Genomic DNA, 17,618 nt, shown 5'->3' with positions numbered 1-17,618 from the left:
CGGCTCATCGCACCGTCTTGGCGGCGACTGCCGCGCTACCGCCGCCGGCAGCCGCCGTGGCGGTCGCGGTAGGCGTGACGGTCTTGCCGGCGCCGTCGATGCGGAAGGTGTGCACCATGCCGCCCAACGGGATCTTGTCGAAGCCATTGCTGAAGGCCAGGCCGGCGGCACCCAGCGCGCCGTACGGATCGCCCGGATCCAGACCGGCAGCGACCGGCAGGCCGATCCAGCCGCCGATGCCCGAGAACACCGCCACGTACTGGTGGCCGTTGGCCTTGTAGGCGATCGGGTTGCCGATGATGCCCGAGGGCAGCTTGGTCTCCCACAGCTTCTTGCCGGTGTCCTTGTCCACGGCGCGGAACCAGCCGTCGAGCGTGCCGTAGAACACCAGCCCGCCGTCGGTGACCAGGGTACCGCTCCACACCGGGAACTTCTCCTTGATCTCCCACTTGGACTTGCCTTCGACCACGTCGAACGCCTTGACGATGCCCAGCGCGCCCGGCTCGTTCGGCTTCATCATCACGTTGGCGAACACGTACGGCAGGCCCATCATGGTGTTGCCGCGCTCCTGCGGGTCCAGCTCCATGTGCCAGTTGTTGGTGCCGCAGAAGAACACCGCCGAGTTGGCCGGATCCACCGAGCACGGCTGCTGGTCCTTGCCGCCCATCGCCGACGGGAACGCTTCGACCTTGCGGCCGCGTTCCAGCGGCGAATGCGCCGCGACCTTGACCGGGCGCCCGGTCTTCATGTCGATGCGCTCGGCCCAATTGGCCGGCACGAACTTGTTGGCGCGCAGCAGCGTGCCGTCGCGGCGATCGAGCACGTAGGCGAAGCCGTTGCGGTCGAACTGCACCACCGAGGGCACCTGCTTGCCGTCGATGGTCAGGTCCACCAGGATCGGCTCGTTGATGCCGTCGTAGTCCCATTGGTCGAACGGAGTCTTCTGGTAACCCCACACCGCTTCGCCGGTATCGATCTTGCGGGCGAACAGGGTCATCGACCACTTGTTGTCGTACTCGCCGCTGTCGCATTCCTTCTGCGTGGTCTTGCCGCAGCGGTACGACGGGCTCCACAGGCCGGGATTGCCGGTGCCGTAGTAGACCAGCTTGAGTTTCGGGTCGTAGCTGTACCAGCCCCACGCCGCACCGCCGCCGCGCTTCCAGCCTTCGTCCGGATAGGTCTTCTGGCCGAGGTCGCCGAGCTGGCCGTGCTGCGGATTGGCCTTGTTGAAGTCCGGGCCGAGGCAGATGTCCTTGTCGGTGCCGGTGGCTTCGCAGGACCACGCCTGCTTGCCGTCGGCCAGCGCATACGCGGCGACGCGGCCGCGCACGCCGAACTCGTTGCCGCTGATGCCGGCCACGACCTTGCCGTCGGCGATGATCGGGGCCATGGTGATGGTCTCGCCCTTCTCGGGATAGGCGAGCTTCTGCTTCCACACTTCCTTGCCGGTCTTGGCATCGAGCGCGATCACGTCGCCGCTGAGGCTGCCGAACACCAGCTTGCCGTCGGCATAGGAGGCGCCGCGGTTGACCGTGTCGCAGCAGGCCACCGCCACCGCGCGCTCGTCCTGCTGCGGGGTGTACTTCCACAGCACCTTGCCGTTGTCTTCCTGCGACAGGTCAATCGCGAACACGTTGTTCGGGTAGGCGCTGACCATGTACATGGTGCTGCCGATCACCAGCGGCTGGCCTTCGTGACCGCGGGTGGCGTCGGTCTTCATCTCCCACGACATCTTCAGGTTCTTGACGTTGTCGCGATTGATCTCGGCCAAGGGGCTGTGCCGGTTCAGGCCGAAGTCGCGACCGATGCCACCCCAGTTGTCGGGGTTGGCGGCATTGGTGGCGAACTCGCTGTCGGTATCGGCGACCGCGGCCGGCGCGGCGGCCGGCGGTTGCTGTGCGGCGGCCGGTGCGGCTGGTGCCGGGGCCTCTTCCTGCTTCTTGCAACCCGCCAGCGCCAACGCAGTGGCCAGCGCGAGCAACGTACAAGCCCGGGTACGACGTGAATGACTGTGCATCGTTCTACTCCCCTCGTTGAAGAGCCGCGACAGCTGCACCTGGGTCGGCGTGTGCCACGGAACCTGAAGCGTGGGTGTCTACGAGCAACGTCCATGCCATCGCACCGCTGCGATGCAACATCCCTTGACGTACGGATCACAACGTCGGTTGTCGTCCCAGAGACGCGCGTCGTCGCGGTCGCAGGCGTCCCGAGAACGTGACACTTTGTGCCACGCCATTGCATCGCGATTGGAGCAGTGTGGGCACACGCACCGGTGGCACACCCTGCGCCATCGGTGCGCTTGCCGCACAGGTGCAGGCGCACGGCGGGACGCACGACAGGCGCGTGCATTCGGCATGCATGCGCCGGTATGCGGTACGGGTTGGGTGTGAGTACGCGGCGGCCGTCAGCCGCCGCGTGCAGCATCAGTGCGGCTGCGGTCCGACGTGGTCCTGCCACCACGCCAGCAGCGCGGCGCAATCGGCGAAATGCAGATCAGCCAGCGCCGGCCATGGGTTCTCCGGGTGCAGCAGCACGGTGGTGGCACCGGCGTGGCGCCCGCACTGCAAGTCGTAGGCGTGGTCGCCGACCATCGCCAGCGCCTGCGGCGCCACGCCCCAGTGTTCGGCCAGCTGCAGCAGGCCGCCCGGATGCGGCTTGGGCGGGGCCTCGTCGCGGCCGAGGATGGTCACTTCCTCGAACAGGTCGTCGACCTCGATCTCTTCCAGGGTCAGCTGCGCCAGTTCGCGGGCATTGCGGGTGAGCACCGCCAGCCGGCAATCGGCCGCATGCAGGGTGCGCAGCAGCGCCGGCGCGCCGTTGGCCGCGGTGGCCTCCTGGGCCAGTACGCGCTCGTGCTCCAGCAGCCAGGCATGCTTGCTGGTGCGCTGCGCGTCCGGCAGTGCCGCCAGGTGCTGCAGGATGTCGGCCTGCGGCGGGATCTGCAGTTCGCGGCGGATCAGCGCGAAATCGTGCACGGCGCGGGTCAGGGTGCCGTCCATGTCGAACACCCAGTGGCGCACCTGGCACAGCGCCTCGGCCGGCGGGGGCGTGGCGGCATGCATCGCGTTCAATCCCAGCCCGGCATCTGCGCACCGTCCAGGCCGCCGGTCTCGAACACCGCGGTGCGGGTGCCGCCGGCCTTCACCGGGAAGGTGATCTGCAGCACCGTGGTCTTGCGCGCCAGCTTCCACAGCGCCTTGTCGTCGCTGATGAACATGGCGATGGCCTCGTCGGTCTTGGGCCGCCAGGCCGCGGCCGCGTGCGGCGGCGCGTCGTCGGCCTTCAGTTCCACCTTGCAGCCGCCGGCGCAGCGGAAATCGCCGGACTGCAGCACCAGGTAAGCGCTGCGCTTCCATTCCGGGTGGTCGCGGAACACCAGTTGCACCGGCTTGGGCCCGCTGCCGTCCACGTCGACCTTGTCGCGGCTGTACAGCATCGCCGAGCGCTGCACGCCCTTGCCGGCCGGCACCTGCGAGTACTGCCAGGCGGCCTGCATGCGGCGCAGCTCGCGCGCCGCCTCGCCCTTGGCCTTGACCTCGGCGTAGCCGGGCTGGATGCGCTCGGCCGCGTCCGACCCGGGATACTGCTGCAGCAGCGCCGCGCCGTGGATCCGTGCCAGGTCCCAATTGCCCGACTTCACCGCGGCATCGTATTGCTTGGCCAGGTCGTCGGCGGCCTGCGCCTTGGCCTGCGCTTCGGCCGCGGCCTGCGCCTTGCGTTCGGCCTCGTGATCGCCGCAAGCGGCCAGGGCGACGGCGCACAGCGCGCCGAGCAGGATGCGTTTCATCGTGGGGTTCCTCGTTGGATCAGGGTGTCGATGGCCTGCGCGACCTCGGCCGGCTTCTCGACGATGGACATGTGGCCGCTGCCGTCCAGCAGCACCTGGATCGCCTGCGGCAGGCGTTGCGCGTACAGCGCCAGCGCGCTGGCGTCGATCACCGCGTCCTGCACACAACTCAGCAGCAGCGCCGGCTGGCGGATGTGCGCGGCTTCCTCGAACGGCAGGAACGCCTCCTCGCCGCGGCCGATGCGCGCCAGCACCTGCTGTTCGAACGCGGCCTCGCGGCGGCGCCAGGCCACCACCGCCGGCACCGCCCAGCGCGGGATGCGCGGCTTGGCGCGCTCGAGCAGGAACACGGTGTCGATATAGCGCTGCAACGACGCCGCATCGTGCACCGCGAACGGATTGTGCCCGTCCAGCACCGCCTGGCCGAACGCGTTGTCGGCGAAGCGCACGCCGGCGGCGTTGAACAGGCCGACCCGGTCGAACACCGCCGGATGGCGCGCCGCGGCCAGCGCGGCGATGCCGCCACCCATCGAATGTCCGAGCAGCACGCATTCGCTGCCGGCACGACGCGCGCACTGCGTGGCGAACGCCGCCACGCGCTCGGCCTGCGCGACGAAGCCGTAGTCCTGCCCGGCGATGCGCTGGCTCTCGGCCCAGCCGGGCAGATCCGGGATCACCAGGTGATAGCGCATGCCCAGCGCACGCGCCAGCGGCAACCAGTTCTCCTTGCTGCCGGTGAAGCCGTGCACCAGCAGCAGGGTCGGCGCGGCGGGATCGGTCGCCGCGCGCACCAGGTAGGTCCAGGTGTGCCCGGCGACCTGCGCCTGGCGCCGCTGCAGTCCGCTGCCACGGCGCTGGCGCAGGCTCTCCAGGCGCACCAGCAGGAATGGATCGCGCAGCACCAGCAGCACGCCGATCAGCACCGCCGCCACCAGCAGGGCAAAGGGCAGCAGCAGCCAGGCCATGGTCAGCACCAGCACGGCGACACCAGCAGGCCGGGACCGGTCATGCGCTCACACCACCACGTCGGCTTCGCCGAGATGCAGCGCCAGCCACACGGTCGGCTGCCCGGGATCGGTGAAGGTCACCCAATGCGGCGTATCGGCCGGGATGAACAGATGGTCGCCCGGCGCCAGCGCGACCTCGCGCTCGCACAGCGCCACCCGTGCGCTGCCGCGCAACAGCAGCACCCATTCGTCGTGCGCCTGCAGGTAGGGCGCGTCCTGCGGCGTGGTCTGCCCGTGCGAGACGATGCGCTCGACGCGGCAGCCGGAGCGCCGCAGCAGTTCGGTGAAGATTTCGCCACCGCGGGCATCGGGCAATTCGGCCAGCAAGGAGCCGGACAGGGCGTGAGCGTCAGTCATCTCGGCATTGCCTCCGCAGGCGCGAGCGGATCCGCTCGCATCGGCGATGGCAGTGTCCTGCCAGGGCGATGGCGCTTGCTGCGACGACCGGGGCGGCGGTGGCGAACGATGTCATGCACGCATGGACCGAGGACCATCGGGACTGCCGAGGATATCGCGAATGCGTGGCAGCGGGTCGTGCACGCCCGCGACGGCGCGTGTGGAAAAAGTTAAGCACGATGGGACAGGCACGCGCTTCATGCAGGCAGCGCATGCGACGGCGCGCAGGGCGACATCGTGCAACGCGCGCGACCAAGCGCCGCCGAAGCATTCGCCTCCGCCCCGCACAGCACACTCACCGCAACAGGCCGGCCGCACATACGCACACGGCGCCGGGATCGCTCCCGGCGCCGTGTGCGCGGTCTTTCCAGGTGGCGGCGCGCGTCAGTGTGCGGTGCTGCCGGCCTTGGCCTTGTTCAGCATCTCCTGCACCGACACCGTGGTGATCGGGTGGTAGCCCGGCTTGGCCTTGGCGAACACCTCCTCGGCGAAGGCCAACCCGTCCGGGGTCTTCACCAGTTCGGCGTAGATCGGCAGAATCAGCTTGCGGCGGCCGACGCGGGCGATGAACTCGCTGGCAGCCGGGCGCGCGTCCACGTAGCCGCTGCGGATCGCCAGCGGATACCAGCGCATGGCGATTTCGCCGTTGGCGGTGCCGGTGAAGTGGTAGGCGTCGTCGAGCTGCTTGAGCTGCGCCGGCGTCAGCTTCTCGCCCAGGCCGCTGAGGAAGCGCGTCCACTCCTGGGTGCTCCAGGCATCGGTGACCTGCTTGCCCGGCAGGGTGCCGCTGCCGGTCCAGGCGATGCGCGCGGTATCGACCATGGCGAAGTTGCGCGAGCGCGCCTTCTGCGCGAACGCCGGGATGCCCGGCTCGTCCAGCCACGCATGCAGTTCCTGCGCGGTCACCGCGTCGGGCTTCTTGGCCAGCAGGTGGGTCTTCAGGTACGCGACGAACTGGTCGGTGTTGGCGCTCTGGAACGCGTGGTCGTCGAACCAGCCGCGCAGGAACGGATCGAAGGTGTCGCGGCCGAAGCGCTGCTCCAGGAACTGCAAGAACCACGCGCCCTTGACGTAGGCGACCTGGCTCAACGCCTCGTCCGGATCGCGCTCGGTCAGCGCCGGCAACGCCAGCGCCTGGTCGGCCGGGCTCATGCCCTTCAGTTCGGCCAGCAGGTCGGTCTGGTCGATCTCCCGCTCCATCTCCGCCGCTTCGGGGCCGTACAGCGCCTCGGTGATGCGCGCCTGCACGTAGGTGGTGAAGCCCTCGTTGAGCCAGATGTCCTTCCAGCTGGCGTTGGTCACCAGGTTGCCGGACCAGCTATGCGCCAGCTCGTGCGCGATCAGCGACACCAGCGACTTGTCGCCGACGATCACCGTCGGCGTGGCGAAGGTCAGGCGCGGATTCTCCATGCCGCCGAACGGGAACGACGGCGGCAGCACCAGCATGTCGTAGCGGCCCCAGCGGTACGGACCGTACAGCGTCTCGGCGGCCACGATCATCTTCTCGGTGTCCTCGAACTCCTTGGCCGCCTTGTCGACCATCGCCGGCTCGGCCCACACGCCCGAGCGCGCCGAGATCGGCTTGAACACCAGGTCGCCGGCAGCGATGGCCAGCAGGTAGGACGGGATCGGCTGCGGCATCTTGAAGCGGTAGTCGCCGTTGCGCACCGCCTTGGGATCGTTGTCGGCGCTCATCAGCACCATCACGTCCGGACGCGAGACTACGTGCGCGCTGTAGGTGAAGCGCACGCTCGGGGTGTCCTGCAGCGGCACCCACGAACGCGCGTGGATCGCCTGCGACTGACTGAACATGAAAGGCAGCTTCTTGCCCTCGGTCATCGACGGCTCCAGCCACTGCAGGCCCGAGGCGGTCGGTGCGGTGTGGTAGGTGATGCTGATCTTCTGCGGCTGCGTCGGCGCCTCGATGGTCAGCTTGCTGCCGTAGATCTTGTCGGCCGGCGCCAGCGCGTACTGCAGCGGCGCGCCCTGGCCCTTGCCGTCGTCGGCCTGCACCTTCTCGATGGTCAGGTCGCGGGTATCCAGCACCAGTTGCTTGGCGCTCTTGTCCTTCCAGTCCAGCGTGTAGGTGGCGGTGCCACCGATCTGCTTGCTGTCGAAATCCAGCTTCAGATCCAGCGCCAGGTCCTTGATCACGACCTTGGACGGCTCGGCGTAGGAGGTCTCGTCGTGGCTGCGATCGGCCGGCTTGGCCGCGGCGGGCGCCGGCTTGGCGGCAGGTGCGGCCGCATCGGGCGCGGACGCTTCACGGGAACACCCGGACGCGATCACCGCGGCCAGGGACAACAACAGGAACGGGGAACGCATGGCAGACAGCACCGGTTCGGGGAAACCGGAAGTTTACCGGAAGGCCGGGATTGGGGATTCGGGAGTGGGGATTCGCAACGGCAGTGCGGCGCACGTTGACGAATCCCGAATCCCCAATCGAAGCGGGGATTGGGGATTGGGGATTGGGGATTCGCAGCAGCGAACAGCCGGCGCGCTTACGAATCCCCAATCCCGATTCCCGAATCCCGGCTCCACTCAGATCTTGTAGCCGAGTGGATCGCCACGATGCCGCCGGCAAGGTTCCTGTAGTGGCTGCGGGCGAAGCCGGCTTCTTCCATCCTTGCCTTCGCGTCCTGCGGCGAATGCTTGCGCCGGCATCGCCGGACCGCGCGTCGGGACTGAAGTCCCTCCCACAAGGACTACCCAGCGCCGCGATCGGTCAGCAACCGATCGCCCGCTATTGCGAATCCCCAATCCCGATTCCCGAATCCCGGCTTCACTCAGATCTTGTAGCCCGAATGGATCGCCACGATCCCGCCGGTGAGATTCTTGTAGTGGCTGCGGGCGAAGCCGGCTTCTTCCATCATCGCCTTCAGCGCGTCCTGCGGCGGATGCTTGCGGATGCTCTCGGCCAGGTACTGGTAGCTGTCGGCGTCCTTGGCGAACAGTTGGCCCAGGCGCGGCAGCACCTTGAACGAATGGAAGTCGTACAGCGGCTTGAACCAGTCGGCGGTGACTTCGGAGAACTCGAGCACCCGCGCCTGGCCGCCGACCTTGAGCACGCGGTACATCTCGCGTAGCGCGGCGTCCTTGTCGGTGACGTTGCGCAGGCCGAAGGCGATGGTCACCAGGTCGAAGCTCTGGTCCGGGAACGGCAGCGCCTCGGCGTTGCACTGCACGTAGTCCAGGCCCGCGACCAGGCCGCGGTTGGTGAGGCGGTCGCGGCCCACCGAGAGCATGCCGGCGTTGATGTCGCCCAGCACGATCTCGCCATCGGCGCCGACCCGGTCCTTCAGCAGCGCGGCGATGTCGCCGGTGCCGCCAGCCAGGTCGAGCACGCGGTCGCCCGGCTTGACCTGCGCGGTGGCGACGAAATAGCGCTTCCAGACCCGATGGATGCCCATGCTCATCAGGTCGTTCATCATGTCGTAGTTGCCGGCGACCGAAGTGAAGACCTCGCCGACCAGCTTCTGCTTGTCCTTGGCGGCGACGTCGCGGAAGCCGAAATGGGTGGTGCCGGATTTGTAGGGGGATTCGCTCATGCCGGGATTATCGCACCGCCGGCCGCTCCGTGCCGGTGAAGCGCCGCCCGGGATGACAGCCGCCCGCCGCCTGCGCCAGACTGCCGGTCATCCCTCACCCCGGCCATCCCATGCTGACCACGCCCGACTACCGCGCCCTGCTCGACACCGCCATCGCCGAAGCCCGCCAGGGCCTGGCCGAGGGCGGCATCCCGATCGGCGCCGCCCTGTACCACCGCGACGGCCGCCTGCTCGGCTGCGGCCACAACCGCCGCGTGCAGGAAGGCGACCCGTCGGTGCACGGCGAGACCGACGCCTTCCGCAAGGCCGGGCGCCAGCGCCGCTACCGCGACACCATCATGGTCACCACCCTGGCGCCGTGCTGGTACTGCAGCGGCCTGGTGCGGCAGTTCAACATCGGCACGGTGGTAGTGGGCGAATCGGTGACCTTCCAGGGCGGCATCGACTGGCTGCGCGAGAGCGGCGTGGAGGTCATCGACCTGCACAGCCAGGAATGCATCGACCTGCTCGGCGGCTTCATCGCCGCGCACCCGGACGTGTGGAACGAGGACATCGGCGAGGACTGAGCGGCCCGCCGCGGGCGCCGGCGCGGCGCACCGAGCACCACGCCGCCGCCGTCAGGCCCGCAGGCAAACCAGGCGACGCCGACCGCCGCCCCCCACCAGGCGCATCAACCTGCCCCACTCAAGCATGCCGCCGCAGCGCCGGCAGCCCTGCGCTGCCATGGCCTGAGCCCCCACGCCAGTCGCGCCGGGAATGGCTCTGCCACTCGAGTGTTATATTGTTTCAAAATCAACGCCGATCGCACCGCATGCCGTCTGTTGCCCTCGCTTCGCCCACTTCCCTCGCCGTTTCCGCAACGCCGGCCGCGCGGCTAGCCTCGATCGACCTGCTGCGCGGCACGGTGATGCTGCTGATGCTGCTCGACCACGTGCGCGAGACCTTCTACCTGCACCACCCGGTCGGCGACCCGATGGAGGTGGAAGGCACGGCGCCGGCGCTGTTCGTCGCGCGCACCCTCGCCCACCTGTGCGCGCCGGTGTTCGTGTTCCTGACCGGCCTGTCGGCCTGGCTGTACGCGTCCCGGCAGGCCGATGGACGCGCGGCGGCCGCCGGCTTCCTGCTCAAGCGCGGCCTGTTCCTGATCGTGCTGGAGCTGACCCTGGTCAACCTGGCCTGGAGCGGCGCCTTTCCGCCGCAGACGCTGTACCTGCAGGTGATCTGGGCGATCGGCCTGAGCATGCTCGCCCTGGCCGCGCTGCTGTGGCTGCCGCGGCCGGCACTGGCCCTGCTGGGCGCGGCGCTGGTCGCCGGCCACCACCTGCTGGACGATGTGCAGGTACAGGGCGACGGCCCGCTCGCGGCAGTCTGGGCGGTGCTGCACGACCGGCGCTGGCTGGAACTGGGCGAGCTGCGCCTGCGCACCTCCTACCCGGTGCTGCCGTGGATCGGGGTGATCGCGCTTGGCTACGCCGCCGGCCCCTGGTACGGCACCGCCACCGACCCGGCGCAACGCCAGCAGCGCCTGCTGGCCTGGGGGCTGGGCGCGCTGGCCGTGTTCCACCTGCTGCGCTGGCACAACGGCTACGGCGATGCGCCCTGGCAGGTGCAGGACGACCTCGCGCATACCGCGATGAGCTTCTTCAACGTCACCAAGTACCCGCCGTCGCTGCAGTTCCTGCTACTGACCCTGGGCGTGGGCCTGCTGTTGCTGCGGCTGTACGAACACCCCGCGGTCGCTCGCGCCCTGGCGCCATTGGCGGCGATCGGCGCGGCGCCGATGTTCTTCTACCTGCTGCACCTGTACGTGCTGAAGCTCGTCTACCTGGCCGCGGTGGCGCTGTGGGGCACCAACCAGGGCGATCTGTTCGGCGTGGACAGCGTGGCCGCGCTGTGGGCCATCGCCGCCTTGCTTGGCCTGGCCCTGTACTGGCCCACCGCCGCATTCGCGCGGCTGAAGGCGCGGCGCCGCGACCTGGCCTGGCTGCGCTACTTCTAAGCTGCGATGGTTCATCTGCGTGCAATGCCGGCGTGGTCGACTGCCGGTTCCTTCGTCCGCGCCTGGAGACCTGCGATGTCCACCCGCCTGCCGCAGTTGCTGCTGATCGGCCTGACCCTTGCCGCCTGCGCCGGATGCGCGACCGCGGCAAGCAAGCGCGACGCCTGGGTAGTGCAGCAGATCCACGACTACAACCATCCCTACGCCGCGCAGCGCGCCGAGCTGGACACCAAGATGGCGACCATGGCCACCAGCGCCTACGCCTTCTACCGCGGCACCGACCACATTTTCTATCAGGACATGACGACCCTGCCGGGTTCGCTGTGGACCTCGCCGCAGACCGGCTACACCTGGCTCGGCGGCGACACCCACATCGGCAACTTCGATGCGGCACGCGACAGCAGCGGCAAAGCGGTGTTCAAGGTCGCCGACTTCGACGAAGGCCACCTCGGCCAGTACGTGTGGGACCTGCGCCGGCTGGCCGCGAGCATGGTCCTGGCCGGACGCGACAACGGCCTGTCCGACAGCGACATCGGCGACGCCATCGACACCATGGTCGGCGCCTACCTGGACAAGATCGCCGATTTCCGCGGCAGCGACGCCGAAGCAAGCTTCCAGTTGAGCAAGCGCAACACCAGCGGCGCGGTGGCCAAGATCATCGACGGCGCCGACGGCAAGAGCCGCAGCAGCCTGCTGTCCAAGTACACGGTGGTCAGCGGCGGCAAGCGCCAGTTCCAGGACCTGGACAACCTGGTCGCGGTGGACGCCGGCACCGCCTCGGCGGTGGCCACGGCGATGAACGGCTACATCGGCTCGATCGCCGCGTCCAAGCGCTATGCGGCCAGCTACTACAGCATCAAGGACGTGCGCCAGAAGCTGGGCTCGGGCACCGGCAGCCTCGGCCGCCTGCGCCTGTACGTGCTGATCGAAGGCCCGAGCGCGTCGACCAGCGACGACGTGATCCTGGAATGGAAGCAGGAAGCGGCCAGCGTGGTCGCGGTGGCCGCGCCGTCGCAGATGCCGGCCTCCACCTACGACAACAACGAGGGCGCACGGGTCGCGCGCACCGCCAAGGCGCAGACCATCGACGCCGACGTGCTGGTCGGCTACGCCAGCGTCAACGGCACGCCGTTCTATGTGCACGAGAAGTCGCCATTCCAGCAGGACCTGGACCCGACCGCGCTGGACAGCGCCGGCAAGCTCGCCACCGCCGCCAACTACCTGGGCCAGGCCCTGGCCTCGGCGCACGCGCTGGCCGACCAGGACTACGACCCGAACGTGGTGCCCTACAGCATCGACAAGCAGATCGATCAGGCGGTCACCAGCAAGAGCGGCCTGAAATCGGAACTGCGCCAGTTCGCGTTCGACTACGCCGCGCAGGTACAACTGGACTGGCAGTCGTTCGTGGCCGCGTACAAGGCGGGAACGCCGCTGTATTGAGTTGGCCGGGTGCGGGCAGGTGACGCACGCGCTGCGCGGTTTTGCGGCGGGCCTACGCGGCGGAGCCGCGTCTTGTAGGAGCGGCTTCAGCCGCGACGAGGCGTTACAGGGAAGGCTTGGTCGCGGCTGAAGCCGCTCCTACGACGCGCGCGATGTAGGCGCGACGTAGGGATCAGGTGCACAGCGGCAGGCGCAGGTAAGGCGCCTGCCGCTTTAGATCGCGCTGGCGTTACAGGATGTACCGGCTCAGATCCGGATCCTGCACCAGCTCGCCCAGGTGCGCGTCGACATACGCCGCGTCCACGGTGACGCTCTGCCCGTCGCGGTCCGGGGCTTCGTAGCTCAGCGTGTCGAGCAGGCGCTCGAGCACCGTGTGCAGGCGCCGCGCACCGATGTTTTCCTGGCGCTCGTTGACCAGGAAGGCGATCTCCGCCAGGCGCGCGATGGCGTCGTCGGTGAAGCGCAGGCTCACGCCCTCGGTCAGCAACAGCGCCTCGTACTGCTTGGTCAGCGCCGCCTTCGGCTCGGTGAGGATGCGGATGAAGTCGTCCTTCGACAGCGCCGACAGCTCCACCCGGATCGGGAAACGGCCCTGCAGCTCCGGGATCAGGTCGCTGGGCTTGGCCAGGTGGAACGCGCCGGAGGCGATGAACAGGATGTGGTCGGTCTTGACCGTGCCGTACTTGGTGCTGACGTTGGACCCTTCCACCAGCGGCAGCAGGTCGCGCTGCACGCCCTCGCGCGAGACGTCGCCGCCGGTGGCGCCGGCCTCGCTGCGCTTGGCCACCTTGTCGATCTCGTCGATGAACACGATGCCGTGCTGTTCGCAGGCTTCGATCGCCGCGGCGCGGACATCGTCCTCGTTGACCAGCTTGCCGGCCTCTTCCTCGATCAGCAGCGGCCGCGCGGCCTTGATGGTCAGCTTGCGCGACTGCGACTTGCCGCCGCCCAGGTTGGAGAACATCTGCCGCAGTTGCTGGCCCATTTCCTCCATGCCCGGCGGGGTCATGATGTCCATGCTGACGTTGACCGCGACATCCAGCTCGATCTCGCGCTCGTCCAGCTCGCCTGCGCGCAGCATGCGTCGGAACTTGCTGCGGGTGTCGTTGTCCTGCGCCGAGGGTTCGTTGCGCGCGGCTTCCGGATCGAAGCCGATGCCGGCGCTGCGCCGCGGCAGCAGCGCATCCAGGATGCGGTCCTCGGCACGCTCCTCGGCCTGCGTGCGCACGCGGGTCTTGGCCTGCTCGCGGTACAGCTTGACCGCGGTGTCGGCCAGGTCGCGCACGATCTGCTCCACGTCCTTGCCGACGTAGCCGACCTCGGTGAAGCGGGTCGCCTCGACCTTGACGAAGGGCGCGTTGGCCAGCGTCGCCAGGCGCCGCGCGATCTCGGTCTTGCCGACGCCGGTGGGGCCGATCATCAGGATGTTCTTCGGCATCACTTCGTTGCGCAGCGCGTCGGGCAACTGCATGCGCCGCCAGCGGTTGCGCAGCGCGATCGCCACCGCGCGCTTGGCCTCGTGCTGGCCGACGATGTGGCGGTCCAGCTCCTGCACGATCTCGCGCGGGGTCATGGTGGAAGTGTCGGGATTGGGCATTGGGGATTGGGGATTCGTAAAAGCGGAGGAGGAATGATCGATGCGTGGCCGGAGACCGGGAGGGAGTCGCTCAGCGAATCCCCACTCCCGACTCCCGAATCACAGCTCTTCGACCACCACGTTGCGATTGGTGTAGATGCAGATGTCGCCGGCGATGTTCAGCGCTTCGGTGGCGATGGTGCGCGCGTCCAGCGTGGTGTGGCCGAGCAGCGCGCGCGCCGCCGACAGCGCGTAGGAACCGCCGGAGCCGATGGCGATGATGCCGTCCTCCGGCTCGATCACATCGCCGGTGCCGCTGATGATCAGCGAGGTCTCCTTGTCGGCCACTGCCAGCAGCGCCTCGAGCTTGCCGAGGCGGCGCTCGGTGCGCCAATCCTTGGCCAGTTCCACCGCGGCGCGGGTCAGCTGGCCGTGCTTCTCCAGCTTGGCCTCGAACAGTTCGAACAGGGTGAACGCATCGGCGGCGGCGCCGGCGAAGCCGGCCAGCACCTGGCCCTCGCGGCCGAGCCGGCGCACCTTGCGCGCGTTGCCCTTCATCACGGTGTGGCCCAGGGTCACCTGGCCGTCGCCGGCCACGGCGACGCGGCCATCGCGGCGCACCGACAGGATCGTGGTGGCGTGGAAAACATTGGGGTTCTGACTGGGGTCCATGCGGCCTCCGGAGCGATGACTCAGGTGTGGGGGCTGGCGGCGCGCGGTTCAAGCGTCGCCGTGCGCGAACGGGTCGTCGCCCAGCTGGGCGTGCGCCGGCCGTGCCGGATCGGCGGCGATGCCCCACGCGACGTGCCAGTCCTCGCCCTGGGTTTCGATCGGGTGCAGGGTGCGCCCGGCGCCGTTGCCGCAGGCCAGGTCGTACGCGGCGCAATAGCGATCGCAGCCCCAGCACAGCCGTTCGGGATGGCGCGGCGCCAGCGGGAAGGGTTTGGCCATCGGGGAGCCCTCGCGACGTGGGAGGGCAGTGTCGTCCTGCGTGCGCCGGCGCGCCTTGATCCAGAACAAGCGCGGGTGCGGCAGCGGCCGTGCGACCGCGATTCCGCGATCAGGACTTGCGCTTGGCCCGCGGGTGCGCCGCGTCGTAGACCTTGGCCAGGTGCTGGAAGTCCAGATGCGTGTAGATCTGCGTGGTGGCGATGTCGGCATGGCCGAGCAGTTCCTGCACGCCGCGCAGGTCGCCCGAGGATTCCAGGATGTGGCTGGCGAAACTGTGCCGCAGCATGTGCGGATGCACGTGCTTGAACAGGCCCTGACGCCCGGCCAGTTGCTTGATCCGGATCTGCACTGCACGCGCGCCGATCGGCGCCCCGCCGCGGCCCGGGAACACCGGCGCGGCGGCCTCGCCTTTGCTTTCCTCGCGCCACGCCAGCAGCGCGGTGCGCGCATGCGAGCCGACCGGCACCAGCCGCTGCTTGTTGCCCTTGCCCAGCACGCTGACCATGCCGGCGACGAAATCCAGATCGCGCCAGCGCAACGCGCACAGCTCGCTCAGGCGCAGGCCGGAGGAATAGAACAGCTCCAGCAGCGCGCGGTCGCGCAGGCCCAGCGGCGCATCGGTCGGCACTTCGACCAGGCGCACCGCCTCGTCGGCGTCGAGCACCTGCGGCAGCTTGCGTGGTGCCTTCGGTGCGCGCAGTGCCGCGGCCGGGCTGACGGCGACATGTCCGTGCTTGAGCAGCCACGCGTAGAAGCTGCGGCACGCCGACAACCGCCGTTGCAGGCTCTTGGGCGACAGCCCGCGACGGTGCTCGGCGGCGATGAAGTTGCGCAGTTGCGCGGCATCGAGCGCGGCCGGTTCGCCGAGCAGGTTGGCTGCCGCCCACGCCTCCAGCGCTGCCAGGTCGCGCCGATACGCGTCCAGGGTATGCGCGGACATGCGCCGCTCGACCTGCAGGTAGGCGAGGAACCGGGACTCGGGACTCGGGACCTGGGATCCGGAAGAAGCGGCCTCGCTTGCGGTGCCGGTAGTGCCCTGCCCGGCCTGACGATCGGCAGCGCCGGCACCGACGCTGTCCCGGGTCCCGGGTCCCGAGTCCCGAGTCCCGGCCCCACTCATCGCTGCAACGCCACCGCCAGCGCCTCGCCCATCATGCGCAGGAACAAGGTGCCCATGCCGGGATAGAACCGGTTCGGGTCGCGGCTGCCGACCGCGATCAGGCCCAGGCCGGGCAGCGGCAGCAGCGCGGTGGATTGCACCTCGTCCACGCGCTCGCCGTACAGCAGCGCCTGCTTTTCCGGTTGCAGGCGGCCGCAGATCGGCTCGCCATCCTTGAGGCAATCGCGGAACGGCGCCAGCCGCGGATCGTCGGCCGCCAGCACCTGCAGCCACGGTGCCTGCTCCAGGCCGGGCAAGGGCTGCAGCAGCACGATGCTGACCAGGTCGCCCTGGAAATCCTCCTGCAGCGAGGCCGCCATCGCGCGCACGCTGTCGGCCGCGCTGCGCTGGCGCATCAGCGCCAGGGTCAACTGATGGGTGCGCACCGCCAGCCGTTCGTTGACCTGGGCATTGGCGGCCAGGTCGGCCAGCCGCCGCGACAGTTCGCGGTTCTTGTCGCGCAGCACTTCCAACTGGTAGCTGGCCAGCGACGCGGTGGGGCCGTCGTCGCGTGGCACCACCAGGGTCAGCGCCAGATCGGGAAACTGTTTCAGGAAGCCAGGATGGCGCCGCAACCACGCCGCCACCTCATGTGCACCGAGCTTGTCGTGGCTGTCGCTCATCGGATCCATTCTCCATCGAAGACGAACGTCGCCGGCCCGGACATCACCACCGGTGCGGCGTCGTCCGGCCACTGCACGCGCAGTTCGCCGCCAGGCAGGCTGACGCGTACGTCGCGCTCGACCCGTCCGCGCTGCATCATCACCGCCGCCGCCGCGCAGGCGCCGCTGCCGCAGGCCAGCGTCTCGCCGACGCCGCGCTCGTACACGCGCAGGCGCAGGTGGCCACGGTCGATCACCTGCACGAAGCCGACGTTGACCGAATCAGGGAACGAGGCGTGCTGCTGCAGCAACGGACCCAGGCGCTCCACCGGCGCCGCATCGACCAGGCCCACTTCCAGCACCGCGTGCGGGTTGCCCATCGACACCGCGCCGAAGCGCACGCTTCCGCCCTGCAGCGGCAACACGTACTCGTCGCGCGCGCGCGGAAAGCCGACCAGCGGCACGTCTTCCGGCGCGAACCGCGGCACGCCCATCGCCACGGCGAATTCACCGTCGGCACTGCGGGTGATGTGGTGGCTGCCGGCGGGGCTTTCGATCACGAAGTCCGCGCCGCTGGCACTGCCGTCGCGTACCAGCCAGGCGGCCACGCAGCGCGCACCGTTGCCGCATTGCCCGGCGGCGCTACCGTCGGTGTTCCAGATGCGATAGCTGGCGACCGCCGCGGCATCGCGCGGCGGTTCGATGGTCAGGATCTGGTCGCAGCCGACGCCGAAGTGGCGGTCGGCCAGGCGGACCGCCAGTGCGGCGTCCGGCGGCGGGGAGCCGTCGCGCAGGTCGAGCACCACGAAATCGTTGCCCGCGCCCTGCATCTTGCTGAAACGCAGGCGCGTGTCGTGGCGGGCCTCACTCATTCCCATTGGTGGGCATGGTGGTGTCGTTGGCCGGCGGGCGCTGCCCGTCCACCGGCTGCGCCTGCCCGGCGGGATCGGTGGTCGCCGGCGGCGTCGCGTCGGGCGCGGGCGTGGCGGGCGCGGCTTCCACCGGGACCGGCTTCTGCGGCATCACCAGCGGCCCCTTGTTGCCGCAGCCGGCCAGGGCCAGCAACGCAGCGGCGGAGAGAACGAGACGGATCGGAGAAGAGGACGATGTGCTCATGCGCCGAGTATAGCCACACCGGCATGAACCGGCTGTG

The 17,618-nt window shown here is 69.2% G+C and carries 18 protein-coding genes; 3 read left to right on the top strand and 15 right to left on the bottom strand.

Annotated features, from left to right (window positions below; translation table 11 throughout):
• Positions 1-4 precede the first annotated feature (4 nt).
• From QN245_RS03900 to ubiE, 8 genes are all read right to left on the bottom strand, one after another.
• Complete coding sequence (locus QN245_RS03900; protein WP_184447206.1) at positions 5-2,017, bottom strand: methanol/ethanol family PQQ-dependent dehydrogenase; 2,013 nt, start codon at positions 2,015-2,017, stop codon at positions 5-7.
• A 406-nt stretch (positions 2,018-2,423) separates the two neighbouring features.
• Positions 2,424-3,062 carry an HAD family hydrolase gene (locus tag QN245_RS03895; RefSeq protein WP_184646324.1) on the bottom strand — a complete coding sequence of 213 codons (639 nt, stop codon included), beginning with the start codon at positions 3,060-3,062 and terminating at the stop codon, positions 2,424-2,426.
• A gap of 5 nt (positions 3,063-3,067) precedes the next feature.
• Positions 3,068-3,787, bottom strand: coding sequence for a hypothetical protein (locus QN245_RS03890; protein ID WP_017910020.1), 720 nt, complete (start codon positions 3,785-3,787; stop codon positions 3,068-3,070).
• Positions 3,784-4,767, bottom strand: coding sequence for an alpha/beta fold hydrolase (locus QN245_RS03885; RefSeq protein ID WP_317844615.1), 984 nt, complete (start codon positions 4,765-4,767; stop codon positions 3,784-3,786). Before QN245_RS03885 ends, QN245_RS03890 begins: the two co-directional genes overlap by 4 nt.
• 33 nt (positions 4,768-4,800) lie before the next feature.
• Positions 4,801-5,151: a cupin domain-containing protein gene (locus tag QN245_RS03880; RefSeq protein ID WP_317844614.1), complete on the bottom strand. Its 351-nt coding sequence runs from the start codon at positions 5,149-5,151 to the stop codon at positions 4,801-4,803.
• A gap of 423 nt (positions 5,152-5,574) precedes the next feature.
• Positions 5,575-7,515: a M1 family metallopeptidase gene (locus QN245_RS03875; RefSeq protein WP_317844613.1), complete on the bottom strand. Its 1,941-nt coding sequence runs from the start codon at positions 7,513-7,515 to the stop codon at positions 5,575-5,577.
• Between the two features lie 176 nt (positions 7,516-7,691).
• Entirely contained in the window at positions 7,692-7,814 is a 123-nt protein-coding gene (locus QN245_RS03870; RefSeq protein WP_425612910.1) for a hypothetical protein, read from the bottom strand.
• Positions 7,815-7,976: 162 nt separating this feature from the next.
• Complete coding sequence (gene ubiE, locus QN245_RS03865; RefSeq protein ID WP_317844612.1) at positions 7,977-8,738, bottom strand: bifunctional demethylmenaquinone methyltransferase/2-methoxy-6-polyprenyl-1,4-benzoquinol methylase UbiE; 762 nt, start codon at positions 8,736-8,738, stop codon at positions 7,977-7,979.
• Between the two features lie 110 nt (positions 8,739-8,848).
• Between ubiE and QN245_RS03860 the strand changes: the two genes are divergently transcribed.
• The 3 genes from QN245_RS03860 (at position 8,849) to QN245_RS03850 (ending at position 12,177) form a co-directional block, all read left to right on the top strand.
• Entirely contained in the window at positions 8,849-9,304 is a 456-nt protein-coding gene (locus QN245_RS03860) for a nucleoside deaminase (RefSeq protein ID WP_317844611.1), read from the top strand.
• 245 nt (positions 9,305-9,549) lie between these two features.
• Positions 9,550-10,737: an acetyltransferase domain-containing protein gene (locus tag QN245_RS03855; RefSeq protein ID WP_317844610.1), complete on the top strand. Its 1,188-nt coding sequence runs from the start codon at positions 9,550-9,552 to the stop codon at positions 10,735-10,737.
• A gap of 75 nt (positions 10,738-10,812) precedes the next feature.
• Positions 10,813-12,177 carry a DUF2252 domain-containing protein gene (locus tag QN245_RS03850; protein WP_184645968.1) on the top strand — a complete coding sequence of 455 codons (1,365 nt, stop codon included), beginning with the start codon at positions 10,813-10,815 and terminating at the stop codon, positions 12,175-12,177.
• A 229-nt stretch (positions 12,178-12,406) separates the two neighbouring features.
• Here QN245_RS03850 and hslU read toward each other — a convergent pair whose 3' ends face one another.
• The 7 genes from hslU to lptM all read right to left on the bottom strand — a co-directional run bounded on the left by hslU (position 12,407) and on the right by lptM (position 17,581).
• Positions 12,407-13,774, bottom strand: a complete 1,368-nt coding sequence (hslU, locus tag QN245_RS03845) for an ATP-dependent protease ATPase subunit HslU (RefSeq protein WP_048491054.1) — start codon at positions 13,772-13,774, stop codon at positions 12,407-12,409.
• 99 nt (positions 13,775-13,873) lie between these two features.
• Entirely contained in the window at positions 13,874-14,425 is a 552-nt protein-coding gene (gene hslV, locus QN245_RS03840) for an ATP-dependent protease subunit HslV (protein WP_048491055.1), read from the bottom strand.
• Positions 14,426-14,473: 48 nt separating this feature from the next.
• On the bottom strand, positions 14,474-14,704 hold the full coding sequence (locus QN245_RS03835; RefSeq protein WP_317844609.1) for a DUF3079 domain-containing protein: 231 nt from the start codon (positions 14,702-14,704) through the stop codon (positions 14,474-14,476).
• A gap of 109 nt (positions 14,705-14,813) precedes the next feature.
• Positions 14,814-15,644, bottom strand: coding sequence for a tyrosine recombinase XerC (xerC, locus tag QN245_RS03830; RefSeq protein WP_317844608.1), 831 nt, complete (start codon positions 15,642-15,644; stop codon positions 14,814-14,816).
• Positions 15,645-15,820: 176 nt separating this feature from the next.
• Positions 15,821-16,486, bottom strand: coding sequence for a DUF484 family protein (locus QN245_RS03825; RefSeq protein WP_184447217.1), 666 nt, complete (start codon positions 16,484-16,486; stop codon positions 15,821-15,823).
• Positions 16,483-17,337 (bottom strand): diaminopimelate epimerase, encoded by an 855-nt coding sequence (dapF, locus tag QN245_RS03820; protein ID WP_317844607.1) that lies wholly within the window; start codon positions 17,335-17,337, stop codon positions 16,483-16,485. Before dapF ends, QN245_RS03825 begins: the two co-directional genes overlap by 4 nt.
• Positions 17,330-17,581, bottom strand: coding sequence for an LPS translocon maturation chaperone LptM (lptM, locus tag QN245_RS03815; RefSeq protein ID WP_017914634.1), 252 nt, complete (start codon positions 17,579-17,581; stop codon positions 17,330-17,332). Before lptM ends, dapF begins: the two co-directional genes overlap by 8 nt.
• Positions 17,582-17,618: the final 37 nt, after the last annotated feature.

Source organism: Xanthomonas rydalmerensis, from assembly GCF_033170385.1.
Lineage (GTDB): Bacteria > Pseudomonadota > Gammaproteobacteria > Xanthomonadales > Xanthomonadaceae > Xanthomonas_A > Xanthomonas_A rydalmerensis.
This window is presented reverse-complemented; position numbering and strand designations above follow the sequence as displayed.